The sequence below is a fragment of the Pseudomonadota bacterium genome, from assembly GCA_027624955.1.
Taxonomy (GTDB): Bacteria; Pseudomonadota; Alphaproteobacteria; order UBA828; family UBA828; genus PTKB01.
The window spans coordinates 12792-33443 of the sequence record JAQBTG010000040.1 but is presented as its reverse complement, the minus strand read 5'-3'; the positions used below and the strand labels follow the sequence as shown (position 1 = coordinate 33443).

Sequence of the window (20652 nt, the reverse complement as noted above, 5' to 3'; positions counted from 1 at the left end):
GAATTGGCGCAACCCCCTGCCTCTTCAAGCCTTTGGTGATGGGCGGTTTAACATTCAATGTGGTGCCTTTCACCACGACGCAGAGTAATTACGGGCGAGGCGTCTCGCGCGCCATCGTGCCGCCATTCTGATTGTTGCCGTTGGTATCGCCATCGGCTTGGTTTATCTACTGCCGGCAAAGATCAGCCGCGGTAAGAGCGCCCGCGAGGCGATAGGAGCCGTGTCGGCATGCGCATTCTTCAGGTCCACAACAGATATCAGGGCGGACGCGGCGGCGAGGACCGGGTGATGGACAATGAGTCCCGTCTATTGCGTACGCACGGCCACGAGGTTCATCAATTCACCGCGCATAATGACGAAATCGGAAAGGGTCTGGACAAGTTCCGCGCCGCCCTTCGCATGCCCTATTCGAAAGACGGCGCCCGCAGAGTGGCGCAGGCCATAGCCACCTACCATCCGGATATCGTTCACGTTCATAATTTTCACTATGTACTGACGCCCGCCATCTTCGACACTTGCCGCAAGGCGCGCACGCCGTCGGTTCAGACGCTGCACAATTTCCGCGGTATTTGCGCCAATGCCACGTTTATGCGGGAGGGACGTGTATGCGAGGACTGCATGCATGGCTCGCCCTATCTCGGCGTGCTGCACCGCTGCTATGAGGATTCGGCCCTTAAAACTCTGCCGATTTCACGCACCATTGCATATCACCGCAAACGCAAGACCTGGCAAACCAAAGTGGACCGCTTCATAGCGCTGACAGAATTTGGCAAACGCAAATATGTCGAGGGCGGCTACAGCGAAAAACGCATGTCGGTGAAGCCCAATTTCTCCTATCCGCCCGAGCCGGAATGGCAAGCCGCAGCGGATGTTGAGATGGCCGACAGCGCACGTTCGGGCGCGTTGTTCGTCGGCCATTTACTTCCGTGGAAAGGAATTGCAGTCCTCATGGATGCCTGGCGGAACATTCCGACGCCGCTCAAGGTAGCGGGCTCCGGGCCGCTCCTCAATCTCGTTGTAGATGCTGAGAAATATGGCGTCACGCACCTCGGCCTGCTCGACGCCGAAGCGGTCTATCGCGAGATGCGACGCGCCAGTTTCCTAGTTTTTTCCTCCATCTGGTACGAATGTTTTCCACTCACCTTTATCGAAGCATTTGCCGCCGGCCTGCCGATCGTCGCGGCCAAGCTCGGCGCGGCGGAGGACGTTATCACGCATGGTGAGACGGGCCTTCATTTCGCGCCCGGTGATCCCCAGGCGCTGGCCGAAGCAGTGGCCTGGGCGGCAGCGCACCCCGAAGACATGGAGCGTATGGGCCAAAACGCACGGCGCCAATATGAAACGCTCTACACACCGGAGGCCAACTACAGCCGCTTAATGGAAGTCTATAAACAGACCATCGCCGAATATGAATGAAGAGTATGCGCGCTTGCTAAGCGTCGGCGTTCGTTTCGGCGTGCCATTTCCAGGCGGTTGCGATAATGGCTTCGATGTCGGTATAGGCCGGGCGCCAACCGAGTATTTTATTGATGCGGGTGGGATCAGCGACGAGGGTCGGCGGATCGCCTGGGCGGCGCGCTTCTTCCCTCACCGGGATGTTGATTCCGGTGATGCGGGCGACCGCATCCACTAGTTCACGCACCGAACAGCCCGTGCCGGTGCCGAGATTGAGCACCAAAGCATCGTCGGCCGCGAGCAAATGCTCCAGCGCCAATAGATGAGCGGAGGCGAGGTCATCCACATGAACATAGTCCCGGATGGCGGTGCCGTCGGGTGTGGGATAATCGTTGCCGAAGATGGAAAAATGCGTGCGCCTGCCGAGCGCCGTGTCTATGAGAATCGGAAGCACATGTGTCTCGGGCGAATGGCTTTCGCCAATGCGCCCTTCAGGGTCGGCCCCTGCGGCGTTGAAATAGCGCAACGCGGCATAGCTTAGACCATGCGCGGTGCGGCAATCCTCGAGCATATACTCCACTGCCAACTTACTGCGCGCATAGGGACTGATCGGCGCGAAAAGCGTGGTTTCGCTGATCGGTGTCACATCGGGTGCGCCGTACACCGCACAGGTGCTTGAAAAGACGATATGCCTGACCGAGGCGGCCTGCATCGCTTCCAATAGAACGAGACTGCCGACGACGTTGTTGCGGTAAAAACGCAACGGCTGGCGCACCGATTCACCAACTTCTATATAGCCGGCGAAATGCATCACCGCATCGGGCCTGTGTCGAGCAAACACCTCATCGAGGTGCGAACGCTCCCTTATATCGCCCTTCTCGAATGGTCCCCATTGGACGGCCCATTCATTGCCGTTTTCGAGATTGTCGTAAACGACTGGCAAATGCCCTCCGGCGGCAAGCGCCTTACACGCGTGGCTGCCTATATATCCCGCTCCGCCAGTGACGAGGACCGTGGCCATGCCGCCGTCCCGGTTTTACAAACTTACCGGATCTCCAATCGAGATAGTGCGGCGAATCGCTTCCTGGCGCAGGCCCAACGCCATCGGACGAACGACTCCAGGAATGACGGAAACATCATACATTTCAGAGACAGCGCCTTCGAGGCGTACCCATTGCACCAGATCGCCGGTGCTCAGATCCACGACGAATACGCCGCAGCGTGCTTCCGCCTTACGCTTGGTCAGATTGTCATCGAGATCGAGGCCCGAGAAGGTCCGATTCTCGCGGCATTTCGACATGCCAATAATGGCAAAGCCATTAATGAACGCAAGGCCGCGCATATACCCCGGGCAAAACGCGATAGGTTCGAACTTGCCCTTGTCCACATCGATGGTACCGAAATAGCCGGTGCCTGAGTTGAGCACATAAAGTTTGCCCTCATGCATGCGCGGCGAATGGGGCATAGAGAGGCCGGTCATGACCACTTCATTGCTTTCGACATCGACGATCACGCCGCCGCTCGCGCGATGCTCGCGCCAGCCATCGGCAGCATCCGACATACCGACCGAAGTCACATATTTTGGCGAGCCGTTCTCCATCGCCATGCCGTTCATATGGCAACGATCCTCCGCCGCCAGTTTGGAAATGTATTTCGGCCGCCAGATCGGTGCGAAACTGTGCGTATGGCTGACCGTCGCGAGGCAGCAAAACAATGTGTTCACAAAAATGATTCGGCCGTGCTTGTCGATGGCGATGTCGTGAACATCGATGTCGCCAGTGATGTAGGAGACCTGAGGCACGCAGAGCCGGTCAAATCCATCGCGCTTTTGTCCGGGTGCCAGGACATTCTGAAACTGCCAAATCTGGTAGAGCGAACTCAAATACATCGAATTCTGATCCGCGTAGAGGCCCATGCAGCGATTGAACGTGCGCTCGTACAGTGAAATCTTTCTATCTTCGCGCAGGCCAAGAAGGAAAACCTTACCCACCTGATAGGTGGTAAACGCGATGCTCGCGTTTTGATCGGCCAACCAATTGGTAAATTGGCGCGACGCCATGATTTCGATCTTGCCCTGCTTGGCCTGCGCCTGCGCGGCCTGATTGGCTTGTTGCTTTGCCGGCTGTTGCTGTTGGGCGCCTTGCGCCGCACTGCCAGCCTGCCCGCCCACGCCTTATTGACGCATCGCCGCTGTCGACGGCACTGTGATATATTTTCCGCCGGGCTTCGCTCCGCCGTTTTCTTCAGCCATTCCCAATTCCTGCTCGATTTGAAACAAAAGGATATTAACGGCAGACCTTGCGACCCGTTTCCGCCACGCGGGATCATAAAGGGTTCGCTCGGTAAAATCGTAAATTAATTAGGCGACCTGCGCTAGCTCACTGTTCTTGTGCGATATCGGCACCCTTGATAGAACCGCACCGCATCCATCATCTGGCCGGAGCTTACGATGAAGAGAGACCCATTCGAGCCGTTCATAGACTTGAAAGAGCGGCTGGATATCGCTGGCGAATTCAATATTGAGGCCGGCTGGCGCTTTGCTTTGGCGCGCCGTGCTCTGTTCGGCGAGTTGGACGCCCTGAGTCACCTCAATCACACGGTTTTTCTGCGCTATTTCGAGGACGCGCGCCTGGGCTACATGATGCATCACGGCATGTCGGCGCCAGCGCCGGATTCGACAGGCTGCGTGCTTGCGCGCTTGGAAGCCGAATATAAGCAGCCCGTGTTTTACGACGAGCGTTTGATCATCACTGTGCGTGCGTTGAAAATCGGCAATACTAGCATCTTGCTCGAGTACGGCGCCTGGAGCGCGGAAAAGGGCTTAACCTGCCAATCCACATCCCTCCTCGTCATGGTCGTTACGGTGACCGGCGAGAAACAACGTATCTCAGACGCCATGCGCGCATCGATCACCGGCTTTGAGGGACGAGAATTTTAATGCTCTAATACTGGTCAACGACCCCACTGGCCCGACCCGAAGAGAGGATGACATGGCTGAAAGCATCGCTTTTATCGACGATCAATTCGTTCCCGTGAATGAAGCGAAGATCTCCATTATGGAACCCACATTCACCAAGAGCGATGTGGTCTATGACACGCTATCTTCTTGTAAGGGCTATATATTCCGGATCGATGATCATTTGCGACGCTTTGAGGCCTCGTATGGTGCCATGCAGCTCGCCCCGCCCTACACAGTCGATGATATCCGACACATCGTTGCGGAATGCATTGTGCGTTCGGAGTTCGAAGACACCTGCGTCACTCTGATGGCGACACGTGGCCCTTTCCTCGATTTAGCCAACCGCGACATACGCAAATGTAAAAACGGTCTCATGGCGGTCTGCGTGCCCTACTACTGGGTGCTCGGGAAAGACAAGCAAACCACCGGCGTGAACGTGGTGATCACCGAAAATCAGCGCGTGCCCGCGGGCGCCATCGACGCGCGGGTAAAGAATTTTAACTGGATGGATCTCACCAGAGGATTGCTGGAGGCTTATGAAAAAGGTGGCGATACTGCTCTCCTCTGCACGCCCGATGGCTTCCTATCCGAGGGGCCAGGATTCAACATCTGGCTCGCCAAAAACGGCAAATTATTCACGCCACGCGGCAATCTGCTTGAAGGGGTGACACGCCGCGCAGTGTTCGATCTCGCAGCGGATTTGGGTGTAGAGACTAGCGAACAACCACTCCTGCCGAGCGATCTGCAGGGCGCCGATGAAGCTTTCACCAGCACCACGGCAGGCGGCATCACCCCGATCACACAGGTTGACGGCAAGACCCTTGGCAATGGGGCGCCCGGCCTGTTGACCACGCGGCTCAATGAAGAATATTGGCGGCGTCGCGAATCCGGCTGGGGCGGCATCCGCGCTGAGGAAATATTAGAAGAACGCAAAGTCGCATAAGCCGCATAGGCCGCATATCCAGTAATTACCAGCCCAGCAGGAGAGAAAAAATGCCCAACGAAATGTTCGAAAAAGGCGTCAAGATTCGTACCGAGGTACTCGGCGAGGAATATGTGAATCGCGCCCTTAAGGGGGCCACTGACTTCAACAAAGATTTCCAGGAGTTCATGACGGAATATTGCTGGGGCGCGGTTTGGGGGCGGCCAGGGCTGGAACGCAAGCAGCGCAGCCTCAACAATCTGTGCATGCTAGCTGCGCTCAACCGGCCGGCCGAGTTTGAATTACATTTCCGGGGTGCGCTTCGGAACGGCTGTTCGGTCGAAGAAATCAAGGAAACACTGCTGCAAATCGGCATCTATTGCGGCGTTCCGGCAGCGGTCGAGGCGTTCCGCATTGGCCGGCGGGTCATGGACGAGCTCGAAGCCGCGGAGACAAGCGGCGATGACTGAGCAACTCCTGGGCTTTGTCGGCCTCGGTAATATGGGCGGCCCGATGGCCGTCAATTTGGCGGCAGCCGGAAACCCGCTGATTTGTTTTGATGCCGCCGGCACTACGGACCGCGCGCCCAAAGGGGCCAAGCACGCGTCAAGCGTCAGCGAAATCGCGCAACAGGCTGAGATCGTCTTCCTCTGCCTGCCGGACGGACCGACGGTTCAAAAAGTGGCGCGCGAATTGATCGCTACGGACGGGCGCATTGTTAACGTGGTGGTGGACAACACCAGCGCAGGCGTCAGCGAATCCCGCGCCACTCATGACCTGCTGGCGAACGCCGGAATAGCCTATGCCGATGGTCCGGTAAGTGGCGGCGCATCGGGTGCGCGCGCAGGCACGCTGGCGATGATGGTGGCCGCGCCTGAGGCCTTGTTCGCTCGCCTCAAACCATTGCTGCTACCGATGGCCAAGAATGCCCGCCATGTCGGCACCGAACCTGGCCAAGGCATGGCAATGAAGCTGTTGAATAATTTTCTCTCCGGCATGGCGATGGCGGCTACCAGCGAGGCAATGGCGTTCGGCGCATCTCAAGGCCTCGATATGGCAACGATTATCGACACGGTCTCGGTCTCGAGCGGCACGAACACGGCCATCACCGATAAGTTTCCCAATCGCATTCTCCCCGAGAGTTACGATTCTGGATTCGCGACGCGTTTGATGACTAAGGATTTGACGCTCTATGTCGAAGCCTGCAAGGAAATGAACGCTCCACATCTGTTGAGTGATACGCTCTTGCAACAGGTGTGGGGGCGCATGTTCAAGGAAAAGCCGGATTCGGACTTCACCAAGATTTATCCGTTCACTGTGGAACGCAAATCCTAGAGCGGCTTCGCCATGGCAGAAGATTATATTGCGCGACATTATTTTGTGACGGAGGGCCTTTTCGGCGAACAGCCGGTCTGGCGCGTCGTTCGCGGCGAGACCAATGCACGCGGTATGGAAATGCTCTCATTTGTCTGTGGCTGCGCCACGCAACGCGCCGCGCTTGCCATGGCACGCGCCATGAGCGCCTACCGCGCGTGCGACGACACACCCGTACGGGTACATGAACGAAAAGGCGCTGGGCGCGCGGTCGCCGCGGCGCCACACACAGCCGGCATTCAGATCAAGCCGGCGTGCTGAACAACAGGCCCACTGCTAGTTGTTACTCGTGCGATAGTCTTCCAGATAATCAATAGCTGTCTGGGAATCTATAACATCGGCGTAGCGCCGGCTGACGTCGCGTAAATTATCGCGGTGCGGCCCCTCCTCCGCATCGCCGACACAATCTTCCGGCACCATGGTGCGGTAACCATGGCTGAAAGAATCTATGATACTGGCGCGGATGCAGCCACTCGTCATGCAGCCGGTGATAATCGTCGTATCGATACCGTTCTTGGCCAGAAGTGTCGTGCACGGGGTGTTGAAAAAGATCGACGGGCCGGTTTTGCAAAAGATGAAATCATGGTTTGGATCGGAAGTCTTGGGCTCGATCTCGGTGCACGGATCACCGTAATAGAAGGACTCATGCACCGGGCCAATCTTCCACGGCGGCATGTCGCGCTCGGAATGATAGGCGGTGTAACAATTGGCTACCGGCACATTGGCACGGCGCGCGACTTCTAGAACGCGCGCCGTATTCTCAATAGCGCGCTGCACCAGTTCGCAACCGCCAAACTCCATGTCCGGGTCCGTAAAGGCGCGCTGAAAATCCACCACGATCACGGCGGGGCGGCGTCCAAATCCGATCTCCCGATCGCCATACCCAATTTTTTTATATGCATCAGTTGCCACGACGTGCACTCCCTTTCGCTGCATTGCCAACTCGGCCTGCCAGAATGACAGCCCGCAGCGGCCACCCACATTGACCACAATGGGCTTATTCCATAGATTTGTCCGTACCTTTGTCAACATGAAAACACCGCACGCCCACAGGAGATGCGCAGAATGAAAGCATTGTCCGACCTGATCGTTATCGACCTCACGCATATGCTGTCAGGACCGTTCGGCGGTATGCTGCTGGCTGATCTCGGGGCGCGGACGATCAAAGTCGAGCCGCCGGGCAAAGGTGAACTAACGCGCGGATTATTGGCCAAAGACCCGAAAAATTCACTGAACGGCATGGGCGCCTATTTCCTGACGCTAAATCGCAACAAGGAAAGCGTCTGCATCGATTTGAAGAGTGAAGACGGGCTGGCGCTGTTCTACGAATTGGTGAAAAAGGCCGATATCGTGCTCAGCAATTTTAGCCCCGGCGTGACGGCGCGGCTCAAGATTGATTACGGCGTGCTCTCGAAGGTGAACGAGCGCATCATCACATGCAGCGTCACCGGGTTTGGCGAATCCGGCCCGGCCTATCAGCGCCCTGCTTTCGACATGGTGGCGCAAGGTTATGGCGGCGGCATGTCGATCACCGGGCAGGCCGGCGCCCCGCCGACGCGGGCAGGCATTCCGATTGGCGATCTCGGCGGCGGCATGTTCAGCGCGGTCGGCATGCTCGCAGCACTCCATGCACGCGAGCGCACTGGGCGCGGTCAGCATATCGACATCTCCATGCAGGATTGCCAAATTTCTCTAATTAACTATATGGCGACCATGTATTTCCTATCGGGCGATGTGCCGAGCGCCATCGGAAATTCCCATTTCGTACATGTGCCTTACAACACCTATCCGACCAAAGATTTGTGGCTGATCATTGCTATTATCACCAATGAGACTTGGATGCGGTTTCGCAACATGATGGGGATTAACGAATTGCAGGACGAAGCCTTCGACCTGCAGCCGGGACGCCTCGCGGCCAAGGACTTCATTGAGGAAAAAATCAGCGCCCGCCTTAAGCAGGAGAGCTGCGATTTTTGGTTGGAGAAACTGGCCGAGGTCAAGATCCCGTGCGCTCCGGTCAACGACCTTGAACATGCTTTGAACGACGTCCAGGTGCGGGCGCGCAATATGGTGGTGACGGTGAACCACCCCGAGGGCGGGGAAGTGCAAATGACGGGCAACCCGATTAAGATGAGCGCCTCAGACGAGGATACATATGCGCCGCCACCGCTTCTCGGCCAGCATACGGACAACGTGTTGCGCGATCTGCTGGGCAAAAGCGAAAGCGATATAGCGACATTGCGGGCCGCCGGCACGGTCGGCTAGGCGTGGCCCCAAAGAGCGGAAAGGAATGAATTAATGAGCGATAAAGTGATCGTCAACGAAGTCGGCCTGCGCGACGGCCTGCAAAATCAGCCGCGCCATGTGCCAGTCGAGGGCAAGCTCGAAATGCTGGATGCCCTCATAGCTGCGGGCGTTCGTTCGGTCGAGGTCACGAGCTTTGTCTCGCCGAAGGCGGTGCCGCAAATGGCCGATGCGGCTGAGCTGTATAACCGTCTACCGCTAGATAAGGGCGTCACGTTCGAAGCGCTGGTGCCGAATGAGAAAGGCTATGAGCGCGCCGTCGCTGCGGGCGCCAAAACAATCGCACTGGTGCTGGGCTCGACGGAAGAAATGAATCAGAAAAATATCGGCATGTCGCTGGAACGCGCGACCGAAGTCAATATTGCCGTCATCAAGCGCGCGGTCCGAGAAGGCATTAAGCCGCGCTCCTATATCTCCACCGCGGTCGGCTGCCCATTTGAGGGCGATGTCGCGCCGGAAGTAGTGTTCGATCTGGCGGCGCGCATGTTCGAAGCCGGTGCCGCCGAAGTGGCGGTTGCGGATACCATCGGTTCGGGCGACCCGGCACAAGTAAAATTCATCTTCGAGACTCTCGCCAATCGCTACGGCGCTGAGCGTCTGGCTGGGCATTTCCACGATACCCGCGGTTTGGCGCTGGCCAACACCTGGGCAGCGCTCGAGTGCGGCGTGCGCAAGTTCGATACCGCGATTGGCGGCTTGGGAGGCTGCCCGTTTGCACCGGGCGCCACCGGAAATGTGGCGACAGAAGACGTCGTGCACATGCTCGAGCGCTCCGGCTACAACACCGGTATCGATATGAGTGGCCTCCGCAAAGCGGTGGCCGTGGCAGAAAAACACACCGAACTGAAGCTCGGCGGGCGCGTTCTCACCTGGATCGAAAGCCAGGAGCGGCGACGTCAGGCCAAAGCGAGCGCAGCGGCGGAATAGGCGTGCACTATCGGGCTATTCAGCCCATGGCGGCGCGCTCTCCCGCCATACCATTGGCTTGAAGGTCGATATCGAATTTCTGCAACAGGATTTCCGCGATGCGTTCATAGTTGACGCCGATGCGGATGGTCTTGAAATCGCGTAGATCGATAATCGAGCTGGAGCGGCCCTCATCGTTGGCGTATTTGCTGGTGCCGTGATCGAGCGCGATATCGGCGGCTTCGCGCACCGGCGCTTCGATATCCTCGAGGCGGTACTTGCTGCCCTGTAGCGACGTATTGGCCGAGGAGCCGAACAACGGCACCCCGCGCACATAGGCCTGGCCGGTCAGCTCGTTATGCAACTCGCCCGCGTTCAGCAGCATATCGATGGTGCCAGCCTTTGAGGAATGGCCGATCACGAACGGCGCGACATTGGTAAACAGCGGATGGTCGGCGTGGAACGGTGCCACTGTCGACATCGGCAGGTCATGTTCATTGATGATGCAATTCACAACCGCACGTTCACGCTCGCCGCAGATCTGAATATCGTTGAACAGTTGCCAGTTGCTCAGCATTCCGCTCGGCTTTTCGAAGCTACGATTTTTGGCGGTGAAGATCCGCCGCATCGCTCCCTCGCTATTGCCGGTGATGGCGTACGCCACATCGAGTGGCACGATGGCGACACCGCCCGCTTCAACCGCATCAACAACGCGCGCGGCGTCCTTTTTCATGTCATATGCTTGCATTTCTTCCTCATACCGCCTTGTGTTCAGCCATCGCAAACAGAGAAACCAGGCGCGCGGGCCCGCCTTCCTGCTCTAATGTTTCTACCGCGCCGGTGATTTCACCAATTTCGGGCACCGCTTTTAGAGAGGCCAACAGGCCGGCGATCTTGTCTTGCAGCGCCGCAGCGTCCATTGGCCGGGCGGGCGTGCCAATGCTGTCGAGCATATCGGCACGCCGGGTTTCCCCACTCTGCGTTCGCAGTTCTACCCAACTGCCAAAATGCTCCGGAAACGCGGCCTCCATCTCTCCGTCTTCGACCGCTTCGACTTTGTCGGCCAGACTAAGAATTCGCACGTCGTCGAACTTATCCTCGCCGTAAGCCTCATACACATCAGGGCCAAATATCAGGCTCGCCGCCAGCGAAAAGGGCAGACTGTATTGTGCCGCCATCACCGATACCGGGCGGCGCAGCATGTGTTGGGTACACATGATGGCCGGCCCGCCAACACGAATTTCCGAAATGTGGCCGGGATCGAGGGAGAAATTTTCCGTCACTTCCCGGAGCGCATCGATGGTGGAATGAAACAGCCGACAGCATGGATAAGGCTTCATGCTGATGCGGTGAATTTCGAGCGGTGCGCCACCCGGTCTAGCAAGTTCCTCGAAGTTAGGATGTTGGCCGAACAAGCGGCCCAAGCCGTAACGGCCGTCAAGCGCCCGCGATGGACCGGCGATGCCGAGGGCCGCGAATTCCGCCGCGAGAATGCCGTTATGCGCGCCGTAGCCGCCATGCAGCCGCTTGACCGTAGTGCCGAGCGGATCTTCGGAAAATTGCATCGAGCCGCCGGCCATGGAAAGCATCAGGCCCCAAGCGGAAGCGATGCCACGCCCGTCGAGGCCGAGCAGTTTACCCGCTGTTGCGGCGGCGCCGAAGCCGCCGAAAAGGGCCGTCGGGTGATAGCCAAATTCGATCACATCGGAAGCACCGACAGCGCGCCCAGCCCTACCCATCGCCTCATATCCGGCGGCAATAGCGGCCATGATTTCGCCGCCGCTAGCCTGATGGTGGATGCCGAGCGCCAGTGCCGTCGCGATGACCACAGCGCCGGGATGGCTGACCGAGCTGTCATGGGTATCATCCAGCTCCATGCCATGTGCGGCGCTGGCGTTAACCAGGGCCGCTACATTTGGCGCTGTGCGGAGTGTGGTGCCGAAAACCACGCTGTTGCCGCTGCCGACATAACGCCCGGCCCACTCCCTGAGAGCCAAGCACCACGGCTGCTCGGCGCCACGCCGGCACACGCCGACATGATCCAGAACCAGGCGTTTGATCTGTGTACGATCTGCAGCACCAAGCGTTTCGTAGTTTAGCGCGGCCAAATTCTCGGCCAGCACGGCGGTTAGGTCACGATCCGGAGGGCTTTTCGTCACGCCGGCTGTTATCCTCATATTGCTGCTGTTTCGCGCGCTCTTTTTATCGCACGGATATCGAACTGCTGTATATAAAATGCTAGGTTGTCCGGACCAATATCACAGGAAAATCCGATGGCGCAGATCACTAAAGAACTCGTTCTCGCTCAGGCGCGCGAATTTGGCGGCACATTGCCGGCGCCAGCGCGCGCCGAAGAACTGGCGGCCACGCTGAACGTGCTGATCGGCGCGCTCGATCAGGCATCGGAGGGGCTCGCGCTCGAAGCTGAGCCCTCGAATATGGCACGCGCGCTCGACGAACTGGCTGGGGATTAAGGAAATGAGCGCTGAAATTCTGAACGCGTCGCTGGTTGAGACCGCAGAGGCGATCCGACGCAAGGATATTTCTTCGGTCGAAGTTGTGCGGGCCAGCATCGCACGCGCCGAAGCGCTGCAGCCGGTGCTCAACTGCTTCATCCAATTGCTTGGTGATGAAGCGCTGGCGGATGCCAAGCGGGCCGATGCCGAGCTGGCGCGGGGCGAGTTGCGCGGGCCCCTCCATGGCGTGCCATTGGCCCATAAGGACATGTATTACCGAGCCGGCAAACGCAGCACCTGCGGCTCCAAAATCCGCAAGGATTACGTCGCCGATCATGATAGCACGGCGCTGAAGCGGCTATTGGACGCCGGCAGCATCTATCTCGGCGGCCTCAACATGGCAGAATTTGCTACCGGCCCGACCGGGCACAACGAGCATTGGGGCGACAACCACAATCCGTGGAATCCGGAATATATTACCGGCGGCTCTTCCAGCGGCACCGGTTCCGCGGTCGCGGCGCGTATTGTCTATGGCGGCCTCGGCTCCGATACCGGCGGCTCGATCCGCATTCCTTCCAGCATCAACGGTCTAGTCGGGCTGAAACCTACCAACGGCCTAGTCAGCCGCTACGGCCTAATGACGCTCTCCCATACCATGGATACGGTCGGCGCGCTCACCCGCACCGTGCACGACAACGCCCGCCTCACTGGGATCATGGCCGGGCATGATGCGCTCGACCCGACGACCAGTCGCCGCGTGGTACCGGATTACGAAACCCGTCTGAAAGCGCCGGTGAAGGGGCTCCGACTTGGCGTGCCAAAGAATTATTACTATGACGTGATCACGCCAGAAGTTGAAAAATTACAGCAGGACTGTCTTGCCGTGTTCCGCGACCTCGGTGTCGAGATCGTTGAAGTGGACGTACCCGACATGCATGTGCCGACACATTTATCCAATATCGTGTTCGTCGCCGAAGCGGTCGCCATTCACGAAAAATGGCTGCGCGAGCGCCCCGAAGACTACCAAGCACAAGTGCGTAGCCGTTATGAACCCGGGATCTATATTCCAGCGGCAAAATATCTGCGTGCCCTTGATATGCGGGCAAAGCTGTTGCGCGACTTCACCGAGACGGTGTTCTCCAAGGTCGATGTGTTGCACACGCCGGGGCTTTCCATGCCTGTGCCGAGCCTAGCCGACACCGACATGGCGGCGGGTCAAGGCATGGCCGGAATGGTTGCCGGCCTAAGCTGGACAACGCGCTCCAACAATTATCTCGGCATCCCGGCCCTGGCAGTGCCTTGCGGCTTTACAGCTAACGGCCTGCCAGCCGGATTCCAACTCATGGGCCGACCGTTCTCGGAAGCGCAGCTGTTCCAAATGGGTCACGCTTACCAAGGCATGACCGACTGGCACACGCGGGTGCCTGAAATGAGCGCCTGAGAATTTTCGTATTATTAAGACATATGACAGAGGACCCGCATCGTGAACGCATCTGAAAAGCGCGCCAAACTAGCCGATACCATTAAGAGAGGTGAATTCATCACCGCGCCTGGCGTCTATGACATGATTTCGGCCCGCATCGCTGACCGGATGGCCTTCAACGCTCTCTATATGACTGGCTACGGTGTGGCGGCCTCGCATCTCGGCGTGCCCGACGCGGGCATCGCCAGCTTCGGCGAAGTGGTCAGCCGTGTGCGCATGATTGCGAACGGCACCAGAGCGCCCTTGATTTGCGACGGTGATACTGGTTTTGGCGGCCTGTTGAACGTACACCATACGGTTAGGGGCTATGAAGACGCGGGATGCGCCGCGATTCAAATGGAAGACCAGGAATCGCCGAAGAAATGCGGCCATACTCCCGACCGCCGCGTCGTGCCCATCGAAGATATGGTGGAAAAAATCCAGGTCGCCGTTGAAGCGCGCCAAGATCCGAACTTTTTGATTATTGCCCGTACCGATTCACGCACTGCGCTCGGATTGGACGAAGCGATCCGCCGTGGCCGCGCTTTCGCCGATGCCGGCGCCGACGTGATTTTTGTCGAATCACCGGAATCAATCGAGGAACTGCGCCAAGTGGGCGGCGCGTTCGACAAACCGGTATTGGCCAATATGGCGGATAAAGGCAAGACACCAATCCTGTCGGCCGATCAATTGCAGAAGATGGGATTTAGTATCGCCATCTTCCCGGGCCTTGGCATGCTGGTGGCCGGCGCAGCGCTCGAATCCGCCTATGGCACCCTCCTGAAGGAGGGCACCAGCACAACCGTCGATGTGCCGATGATGGAACTTACAGAAATGCACCGTGTTATGGGCTTCGAGGATGTTTGGGCGTTCGAACGCAAATGGGCGCGCGACGAAGCCGCCGAGTAAATCCTCTTTCGAATTATTGCCAAAAAAAGGCGGCGCTTGTGGGCGCCGCCTTTCCTTTTGTGCCGCTAGGTGCGGCAGGTGAATTTTACTCCGCTGCAGCGCCTGCGCGCCGGGCGCGTGCGTCGCGTTCTCTGAGAGCTTTGATGATGTGCTCGCGGAATACTGGTTTCTGCGGGGGCTCAAGGCCGGTCTCTTCCTTACACCGCGCCCGGAGTTCCTCGATCTCGCCGCCGCGGTCGATCAGTTTGACCTCAGAGCGTTCGCTGCGCATCTTGTCGCGCAAGGCCGTGGTGGCGTCTTCGTCGACGGTAAGGTCGTCATTGAGGACGACTCCGTAGCGTTTGGCGCCTTCCATGGTCACCAAACCGCGGTCAACCTCAAGCGCAACCAAGGCAGGATCGCGTTCGAACGGATCGCCCCAGCCGCCACCGCCCCAAGTGTGGAACAGCAGCAAATCGCCAGCATCGACTTTGACGTGGTCGCATTTCGGTTGCAATATCTCGGTCGAGCCATCAACGCGGACGATTTCCTTGCGGCTGCGCCGGCCCGGCAGGCCGCCAACGACGCCCCAGGGATAAGTCAGCCAACGATCGTCATGTAGCGACATCTCGCCCGGCTCCAAAGCACGATAGCCGATTGTGATGCCATTGCCACCACGATGCAGGCCCGGTCCACCGGAATCCGCAATCGATTCGTATATATCGATACGGAGCGGGAAATAGGCTTCGAGAAACTCGTTCGGCACATTGGTGAAGCTCGGCCACAGCGAATGACCGTCAGGGCCGTCGCCGACCGGCCGGCCTGGAATGCCGCCAAAGCCAATCTGATAGAGTTGATACCACTCGCCTTCCTTGTCGTATCCCGAATACATGAAATGTGGGCTGTCAGAAAAGCCAGCAGCGACCATGTAATCCGGATTGCGCTGGCCGAGAAGGCCGCCCAAAACGTCAAAAATGCGCGCCAACATATGGGTACGCGAGGAGAGCGCCGCCGGCTTCAACGGTTTTAAGATGGTGCCCGGCGGAATGCGCACATCGACATGATCGTAGAAGCCGTCATTGAACATGATCTGCGGATCGAAGATGTTGATCAAATAAACGCCAACGAACATTTTGAACATCTCCTCATTGAGGAGCATGTTGATCGAGGAGTCCGATTGCGGATCGGTGCCCTCGAAATCGAAGACCAGTAGATCGTCTCCCTCTCGCCACATGGTGCAGGCCAAAGTGTAAGGCCCCATACCCTTGCCGTCGTCATCGACATAATCTTCGAAATAGACCCGTTCGTCTTTGCCGATAGTGGTTTGAATCAAATGCAGCATGGCGCGGCGGTTACGCTCGAGCAATTCGTCCATAGCCGACTGCACGGTATCGACGCCGAAGCGTCCGCACAGCTCCAGAAGGCGTTTCTCGGCCAGTCGTACCGCCGCCACAAGGGCGTTGAAATCGCTGTGATTCCATTGCGGCTTACGACATTGATGCAGGATCACCTTGAGCACATCATCCTGAAGGACGTCATCCTTGTAGATCTTGATAATAGGAATGACGACGCCTTCCTCGTAAATCTGCGCCGCATCAGTCGGGAGTGAGCCCGGCACCTTGCCGCCGACATCGGTCATATGGCCGAACATTGCGGCATAGGCGATCAGGCGGCCATCTAGAAACACCGGCCGCATCACCAACCAGTCCGGCGCATGGCTAATCGCGCCGGCGCAGCTATAGGGGTCCGAGGTCAAAAACAGGTCGCCTTCCTCGATGGTGCCATCATAGTCACGGTTAAAGCCGTGAATGAAGGAGCCGAACTGGCCGACCACCATCTTGCCGTTCGGCGATGCGATCATCGGGAATTCATCATGCTGCTCGCGAATGCCCGGCGACATAGCAGTCCGATAGAGCACGGCGTCCATCTCATAGCGCGCGCTTCGAAGTGCACTCTCGATGATGTCGAGGGTGATCGGATCAATATCGACCTTTTTGAAGGGCACGCTATTGGGCTGAATGATCTTGGCTGGCATGGCGATTCTCCTAGGCGCTGATCGGGCGAATAACGATGGTGCCGAACTGGTCGACGTCTCCGGCATGGTCCGACAAGATCAAGGTCGTCGAATCCATTTCGGTGACGATCGCGGGCCCGACAATTCGATTGCCTGATTTGAGCTTCGAACGGTCATAAATCTTGGCTTCCTGCTCGCGATTGTCCATGTAAACTTGAGCCGTGGCAACAACAGCTTCCGACGGGTCTTCGCCACCTTCCGGCAATTTACCTGCAGCGACAAATGTTTCGGCGCCCTGAACGACGGCGCGCAATGTCACAATCTCATGCTCGGCATCGAGGGCAAATGTAAACAATTGAGTATGCATATCGTCGAATTTACGGCGCAGAAAGTCCAATCCCTCTTTCTCGAATTCCTCAGAGCTGAAGGTCACCGGCAATTGTAGGCCCTGGCCGTGGTAACGGAGATCAACTTCATATATCACTGATTGCTCTGTCCGCGGCACGCCCTCGGCGTCCAATTCAGTGTGGGCGCGCTCTTCCAGTTCCTTGAGAATCTCGCCGACACTCTCCTGGGTGATTTCGGAGAATTGCCTGACGACACTGCGCGACGCCTCGTCGGTCACCCGTGTGGTCGCATCGCCATAGGCGCACAGCACACCCGGTGAAGGCGGAATGATCACCGGCCAGGCGCCCATCAATTTGCCCAGTGCGTTGGCGTGAAGCGGACCGGCGCCGCCAAAGGCGATAAGCGCGAAATCACGTGGATCAAAACCCTGCTGCACTGAAACCAAGCGCAGCGCGCCAAATATATTCTCGTTGACGATGTCGATCATGCCGGCTGCCGCCGTCATGAGGTCGAGCCCGAGCCCGTCGGCAATGGTCTGCACCGCAGTCCTCGCTGCCGCGACATCAAGTTGCATTTCGCCGCCAATCAGTTGCGGCGGAAGATAGCCCAGCACGACATTAGCGTCCGTCACCGTCGGTCGGTCGCCGCCGCGGCCATAGGATGCTGGTCCCGGGTTCGCGCCGGCGCTTTCTGGGCCAACGCGAAGCGCTTTCGTGAGTTCGGGAACATGCGCGATAGAACCGCCGCCGGCGCCAACGGTGCGCACATCCAACGAGGATGCGCGCACGGTGATGTCACCGATGGTGGTTTCACGCCGCTTGCGCGGAACTCCACCTTGAATCAGGGCCACGTCCGTCGATGTGCCGCCCATGTCGAGAGTCAGCAAATCCTCAAATCCGGATTGCTTAGCGATCCACAATGCGCCGGCGACGCCGCCGGCCGGACCGCTCATGAGCACGTTCACCGGTGAATTGCGCGACGCCTCGACAGACGACAGCCCGCCGTCGGAGCGCAGGATATGTAGATGCGCATCAACCTTGCGCTTCTTCATCTCATTGGCGAGATTGGCCAAATATTCGCGCACCACCGGTGCGACGTAGGAATTCGCGACCGTCGTAATGGCGCGTTCATATTCGTACATCTCAGGCAGCACTTCGGAGGAGATAGAAACCGGGACATCCGGCATAATTTCTTCGGCGATTTCGCGGATGCGTGATTCCGTCTCTCCGTTGGCGTAAGCGTTCATCAGCGATACGGTCAGAGCTTGAATGCCTCTTTTCTTTAGGCCTTCCAGCTTTACACGCAGATCATCTTCTTCGAGCGCTTTGACCAGCCCGCCACGTGCATCGCGGCGCTCTATCGCTTCGATCGTCGCTTCAAGCGGCGCCAGCGGCTCCGGCTTCGGCCAAATTATCCAGCCGGCAAGAATGCCGGGCACGAACGAACGTGCAATCTGCAACACCTGGCGATGGCCTTCAGTTGTCACCAGACCAACGCGCGCGCCCTTGCCTTCAAGAATCGTGTTGGTCGCAACCGTCGTCCCGTGCATCACATGAGTGATCTCACCCGGATTCACATTTGCGTCGCCACACACCTTCTCGATACCGTTCAACACACCGATGGATGAATCTTCCGGCGTGGAGGGTACCTTGGCGCGATAGGTTTCTCCTGAACTTTCGTCGATCAGGAGGAGGTCGGTAAACGTGCCTCCTACGTCCACTCCCAAGCGGTAACTCATTTCTTTATCTCCCTACTGGATACCGCCAAGGCGGCTGGCTAGACGCGTTGGCGCGCTGAGTCTTTCATTAAAAACGATACGGGCCGGACCAAGGAAGCGCCGGTCCTGTTACCGTCGTCGGACGAGATAAACTGTTTCACTCGTCTGCGGTTGCTTTTTTCAAGCCAAGACCTTGGCGGCGCTTTGCCATGATATAGACGACGATAAAAGTGGTGAAGATGATGGTCAACGAAAACAACGTGGTCATCGTGCCAATCGCGTAAATCGTCGGCGTTGCAGCCAAAGACAAGGCGTTCACCAACTCAACGGGCAGAGTATTGTCCTCGCCTGCGACGTTTGAAATGCGCGGGTATTCGTCATACGACAGGGTAAAGCCAAACAATGCCACGCCAATCAGGCCCGGCAAGGTGATCGGAATGGTGACATTGCGTAGTGTTTGCCATTGGCTGGCACCTTGGTCTCTGGCAGCTTCTTCGAGCCGGGTGTCGAGGCGGCTGAATACGGCCAGCATGATCAACACGCCGAACGGCAGGGTCCAACTGAGGTGCGCGCCGAGGCCACCCGACCACCACTGACTGGTCAATCCGAGGTTCGCGAAGCCAATCCCGATGCCGAGGCTAATGAGGATCGAAGGGCAGATCAGACTGGCAACCACCATGTAGAATACAAGGATGTTTCCCTTAAAATTTTTGCGGAAAGCCAGCCCGGCCAAGAAGGAGATGCCCATCGTGAGCACCATCACAATGAGCCCGAGAATAACCGAGCGGCCAAACGGCCAGCGGAAATCGCCGATATATTGGGGATCGAAGATTTCACCGAAGTAAAATAAAGAAAAGCCCTGCATCGGAAATGACAGCGACGCATTTTCCGCCTGGAAAGAAAGAAGCAGGATGATGATGATCGGGCCGTATAGAAACAGCAAATAAATATAGAACAGCGCGGCGCGCGGCCAATACCCCGGTGCTCTTTTGATACCTTCCCGCATATTTAAAGCTGCCTTCTCACATCAACCACACGCATAATTCCACCGACCAAGAGCAAGACTGCCAGCAGCAGGATAATTGCGGTCGCGGCGGCGGGCGGATATTGCGCGCTGTAAATCTGGTTAGCCATCGAAGCCGCCACCGTTCCGACCTGTGACCCACCCAGAATACGAATGGCGGTGAAGTCGCTGGCGACGAGCGCTATCACAAAAATAGAGCCGATAGCGATGCCTGGCTTACACAACGGCAAGATAATGTTGAACAGTATCTGAATTGAATTGGCGCCATTATCACGCGCAGCTTCAATCAAATCCCGATTTATTCGCGCCATCACATTGAACAGCGGCGCCATCATAAAGAGAGTGAAAATCTGAATGTAAGAGAGCAGTACCGCAAATTCGGAAAACAGCAAAAATTCCAGTGGCTGATTTGCAAGGCCAAGGCCCATAACTGCCTTATTGATGATGCCTTCCTTACCGAGAAAGGGAATCCAGGCAACCGTGCGGATAACAGCTGAAGTCCAAAACGGCACGACACAGAGCAAAAAGAGAAGCATCTTGGTTCTGAGTTTCACCAGGTCGAAAACCAAGAAATAGGCCAAGGTAAATCCGAGAACGAACGTTACCCCCAAAGTGATGAGCAACATTTTTCCTGTCTGCAGATAATTGCTGACAGTTAGGGAGCGTGTGAAAATCCTCTCATAATTCCTCAGCGTCCATACGCCGTCCAGCGTCAAGAATCCGTCGAACTTCCACAGACTAAGGATGATGATGACCACCACCGGCCCTAAGAGAAAGAGCGTGAGCGTGATCACCAAAGGTGAAATCTGTAATATGGTGGAATAGCGGTTAAATATCGCTGTCAACCCCGCCATAAACGCGTCCCTAAAATTCGATTATCTAA

20 protein-coding genes are annotated in these 20652 nt (G+C 57.4%); 11 read left to right on the top strand and 9 right to left on the bottom strand.

Translation table 11 applies throughout. The features are described from left to right. Window positions 1–228: 228 nt before the first annotated feature. On the top strand, window positions 229–1416 hold the full coding sequence (locus O3A94_14195; protein ID MDA1357403.1) for a glycosyltransferase family 4 protein: 1188 nt from the start codon (window positions 229–231) through the stop codon (window positions 1414–1416). A 16-nt stretch (window positions 1417–1432) separates the two neighbouring features. On the opposite strand, the gene galE is transcribed toward O3A94_14195, so the two are convergent. Continuing rightward, complete coding sequence (gene galE / locus O3A94_14190) at window positions 1433–2416, bottom strand: UDP-glucose 4-epimerase GalE (protein ID MDA1357402.1); 984 nt, start codon at window positions 2414–2416, stop codon at window positions 1433–1435. 15 nt (window positions 2417–2431) lie between these two features. Next, complete coding sequence (locus tag O3A94_14185) at window positions 2432–3454, bottom strand: TIGR03032 family protein (protein MDA1357401.1); 1023 nt, start codon at window positions 3452–3454, stop codon at window positions 2432–2434. Window positions 3455–3844: 390 nt separating this feature from the next. Here O3A94_14185 and O3A94_14180 point away from each other — a divergent pair, with 390 nt between their 5' ends. From O3A94_14180 to O3A94_14160, 5 genes are read left to right on the top strand one after another with little or no spacing between them, the layout of a single operon-like run. Further along, window positions 3845–4333 carry an acyl-CoA thioesterase gene (locus tag O3A94_14180; GenBank protein ID MDA1357400.1) on the top strand — a complete coding sequence of 163 codons (489 nt, stop codon included), beginning with the start codon at window positions 3845–3847 and terminating at the stop codon, window positions 4331–4333. Between the two features lie 52 nt (window positions 4334–4385). Next, window positions 4386–5297, top strand: a complete 912-nt coding sequence (locus O3A94_14175) for an aminotransferase class IV (GenBank protein ID MDA1357399.1) — start codon at window positions 4386–4388, stop codon at window positions 5295–5297. Window positions 5298–5347: 50 nt separating this feature from the next. Further along, complete coding sequence (locus tag O3A94_14170; protein MDA1357398.1) at window positions 5348–5746, top strand: carboxymuconolactone decarboxylase family protein; 399 nt, start codon at window positions 5348–5350, stop codon at window positions 5744–5746. Beyond that, window positions 5739–6611 carry an NAD(P)-dependent oxidoreductase gene (locus O3A94_14165; GenBank protein ID MDA1357397.1) on the top strand — a complete coding sequence of 291 codons (873 nt, stop codon included), beginning with the start codon at window positions 5739–5741 and terminating at the stop codon, window positions 6609–6611. The genes O3A94_14170 and O3A94_14165 overlap by 8 nt, the downstream gene beginning before the upstream one ends. A gap of 12 nt (window positions 6612–6623) precedes the next feature. Continuing rightward, window positions 6624–6911 carry a hypothetical protein gene (locus O3A94_14160; GenBank protein ID MDA1357396.1) on the top strand — a complete coding sequence of 96 codons (288 nt, stop codon included), beginning with the start codon at window positions 6624–6626 and terminating at the stop codon, window positions 6909–6911. Between the two features lie 15 nt (window positions 6912–6926). On the opposite strand, the gene O3A94_14155 is transcribed toward O3A94_14160, so the two are convergent. Continuing rightward, window positions 6927–7562 (bottom strand): isochorismatase family protein, encoded by a 636-nt coding sequence (locus O3A94_14155; protein MDA1357395.1) that lies wholly within the window; start codon window positions 7560–7562, stop codon window positions 6927–6929. A gap of 153 nt (window positions 7563–7715) precedes the next feature. On the opposite strand from O3A94_14155, the gene O3A94_14150 reads away from it, so the two are divergent. Then, entirely contained in the window at window positions 7716–8915 is a 1200-nt protein-coding gene (locus tag O3A94_14150) for a CaiB/BaiF CoA-transferase family protein (GenBank protein ID MDA1357394.1), read from the top strand. Between the two features lie 33 nt (window positions 8916–8948). Continuing rightward, window positions 8949–9881 carry a hydroxymethylglutaryl-CoA lyase gene (locus O3A94_14145; protein ID MDA1357393.1) on the top strand — a complete coding sequence of 311 codons (933 nt, stop codon included), beginning with the start codon at window positions 8949–8951 and terminating at the stop codon, window positions 9879–9881. Between the two features lie 19 nt (window positions 9882–9900). Here the strand turns inward: O3A94_14145 and O3A94_14140 are convergent, their stop codons facing one another. Beyond that, window positions 9901–10593, bottom strand: a complete 693-nt coding sequence (locus O3A94_14140) for a Sua5/YciO/YrdC/YwlC family protein (GenBank protein MDA1357392.1) — start codon at window positions 10591–10593, stop codon at window positions 9901–9903. Window positions 10594–10615: 22 nt separating this feature from the next. Further along, the gene (locus O3A94_14135; protein ID MDA1357391.1) at window positions 10616–12019 is read right to left on the bottom strand and encodes an MmgE/PrpD family protein; all 1404 of its coding nucleotides are present in this window, start codon (window positions 12017–12019) and stop codon (window positions 10616–10618) included. 114 nt (window positions 12020–12133) lie between these two features. Between O3A94_14135 and O3A94_14130 the strand changes: the two genes are divergently transcribed. The 3 genes from O3A94_14130 to O3A94_14120 are packed head-to-tail and all read left to right on the top strand — an operon-like array spanning window position 12134 to window position 14687. After that, complete coding sequence (locus tag O3A94_14130; GenBank protein ID MDA1357390.1) at window positions 12134–12334, top strand: hypothetical protein; 201 nt, start codon at window positions 12134–12136, stop codon at window positions 12332–12334. Window positions 12335–12338: 4 nt separating this feature from the next. Continuing rightward, window positions 12339–13757, top strand: a complete 1419-nt coding sequence (locus O3A94_14125; GenBank protein ID MDA1357389.1) for an amidase — start codon at window positions 12339–12341, stop codon at window positions 13755–13757. Window positions 13758–13799: 42 nt separating this feature from the next. Further along, window positions 13800–14687, top strand: coding sequence for an isocitrate lyase/PEP mutase family protein (locus tag O3A94_14120; GenBank protein MDA1357388.1), 888 nt, complete (start codon window positions 13800–13802; stop codon window positions 14685–14687). Window positions 14688–14772: 85 nt separating this feature from the next. Here the strand turns inward: O3A94_14120 and O3A94_14115 are convergent, their stop codons facing one another. From O3A94_14115 to O3A94_14100, 4 genes are all read right to left on the bottom strand, one after another. Continuing rightward, complete coding sequence (locus O3A94_14115) at window positions 14773–16701, bottom strand: hydantoinase B/oxoprolinase family protein (protein MDA1357387.1); 1929 nt, start codon at window positions 16699–16701, stop codon at window positions 14773–14775. A 10-nt stretch (window positions 16702–16711) separates the two neighbouring features. Beyond that, window positions 16712–18766 (bottom strand): hydantoinase/oxoprolinase family protein, encoded by a 2055-nt coding sequence (locus O3A94_14110; protein ID MDA1357386.1) that lies wholly within the window; start codon window positions 18764–18766, stop codon window positions 16712–16714. A gap of 136 nt (window positions 18767–18902) precedes the next feature. Next, complete coding sequence (locus O3A94_14105; protein ID MDA1357385.1) at window positions 18903–19751, bottom strand: ABC transporter permease; 849 nt, start codon at window positions 19749–19751, stop codon at window positions 18903–18905. Window positions 19752–19753: 2 nt separating this feature from the next. Beyond that, window positions 19754–20623, bottom strand: coding sequence for an ABC transporter permease (locus tag O3A94_14100; protein ID MDA1357384.1), 870 nt, complete (start codon window positions 20621–20623; stop codon window positions 19754–19756). Window positions 20624–20652: the final 29 nt, after the last annotated feature.

Coding starts and splice junctions, on each gene's coding strand:
- O3A94_14115 (MDA1357387.1), bottom strand. CDS start 16,701: ATGCCAGCCAAGATCATTCAGCCCAATAGCGTGCCCTTCAAAAAGGTC.
- O3A94_14110 (MDA1357386.1), bottom strand. CDS start 18,766: ATGAGTTACCGCTTGGGAGTGGACGTAGGAGGCACGTTTACCGACCTC.
- O3A94_14165 (MDA1357397.1), top strand. CDS start 5,739: ATGACTGAGCAACTCCTGGGCTTTGTCGGCCTCGGTAATATGGGCGGC.
- O3A94_14150 (MDA1357394.1), top strand. CDS start 7,716: ATGAAAGCATTGTCCGACCTGATCGTTATCGACCTCACGCATATGCTG.
- galE (MDA1357402.1), bottom strand. CDS start 2,416: ATGGCCACGGTCCTCGTCACTGGCGGAGCGGGATATATAGGCAGCCAC.
- O3A94_14195 (MDA1357403.1), top strand. CDS start 229: ATGCGCATTCTTCAGGTCCACAACAGATATCAGGGCGGACGCGGCGGC.
- O3A94_14145 (MDA1357393.1), top strand. CDS start 8,949: ATGAGCGATAAAGTGATCGTCAACGAAGTCGGCCTGCGCGACGGCCTG.
- O3A94_14125 (MDA1357389.1), top strand. CDS start 12,339: ATGAGCGCTGAAATTCTGAACGCGTCGCTGGTTGAGACCGCAGAGGCG.
- O3A94_14180 (MDA1357400.1), top strand. CDS start 3,845: ATGAAGAGAGACCCATTCGAGCCGTTCATAGACTTGAAAGAGCGGCTG.
- O3A94_14170 (MDA1357398.1), top strand. CDS start 5,348: ATGCCCAACGAAATGTTCGAAAAAGGCGTCAAGATTCGTACCGAGGTA.
- O3A94_14185 (MDA1357401.1), bottom strand. CDS start 3,454: ATGGCGTCGCGCCAATTTACCAATTGGTTGGCCGATCAAAACGCGAGC.
- O3A94_14130 (MDA1357390.1), top strand. CDS start 12,134: ATGGCGCAGATCACTAAAGAACTCGTTCTCGCTCAGGCGCGCGAATTT.
- O3A94_14140 (MDA1357392.1), bottom strand. CDS start 10,593: ATGAAAAAGGACGCCGCGCGCGTTGTTGATGCGGTTGAAGCGGGCGGT.
- O3A94_14100 (MDA1357384.1), bottom strand. CDS start 20,623: ATGGCGGGGTTGACAGCGATATTTAACCGCTATTCCACCATATTACAG.
- O3A94_14105 (MDA1357385.1), bottom strand. CDS start 19,751: ATGCGGGAAGGTATCAAAAGAGCACCGGGGTATTGGCCGCGCGCCGCG.
- O3A94_14175 (MDA1357399.1), top strand. CDS start 4,386: ATGGCTGAAAGCATCGCTTTTATCGACGATCAATTCGTTCCCGTGAAT.
- O3A94_14160 (MDA1357396.1), top strand. CDS start 6,624: ATGGCAGAAGATTATATTGCGCGACATTATTTTGTGACGGAGGGCCTT.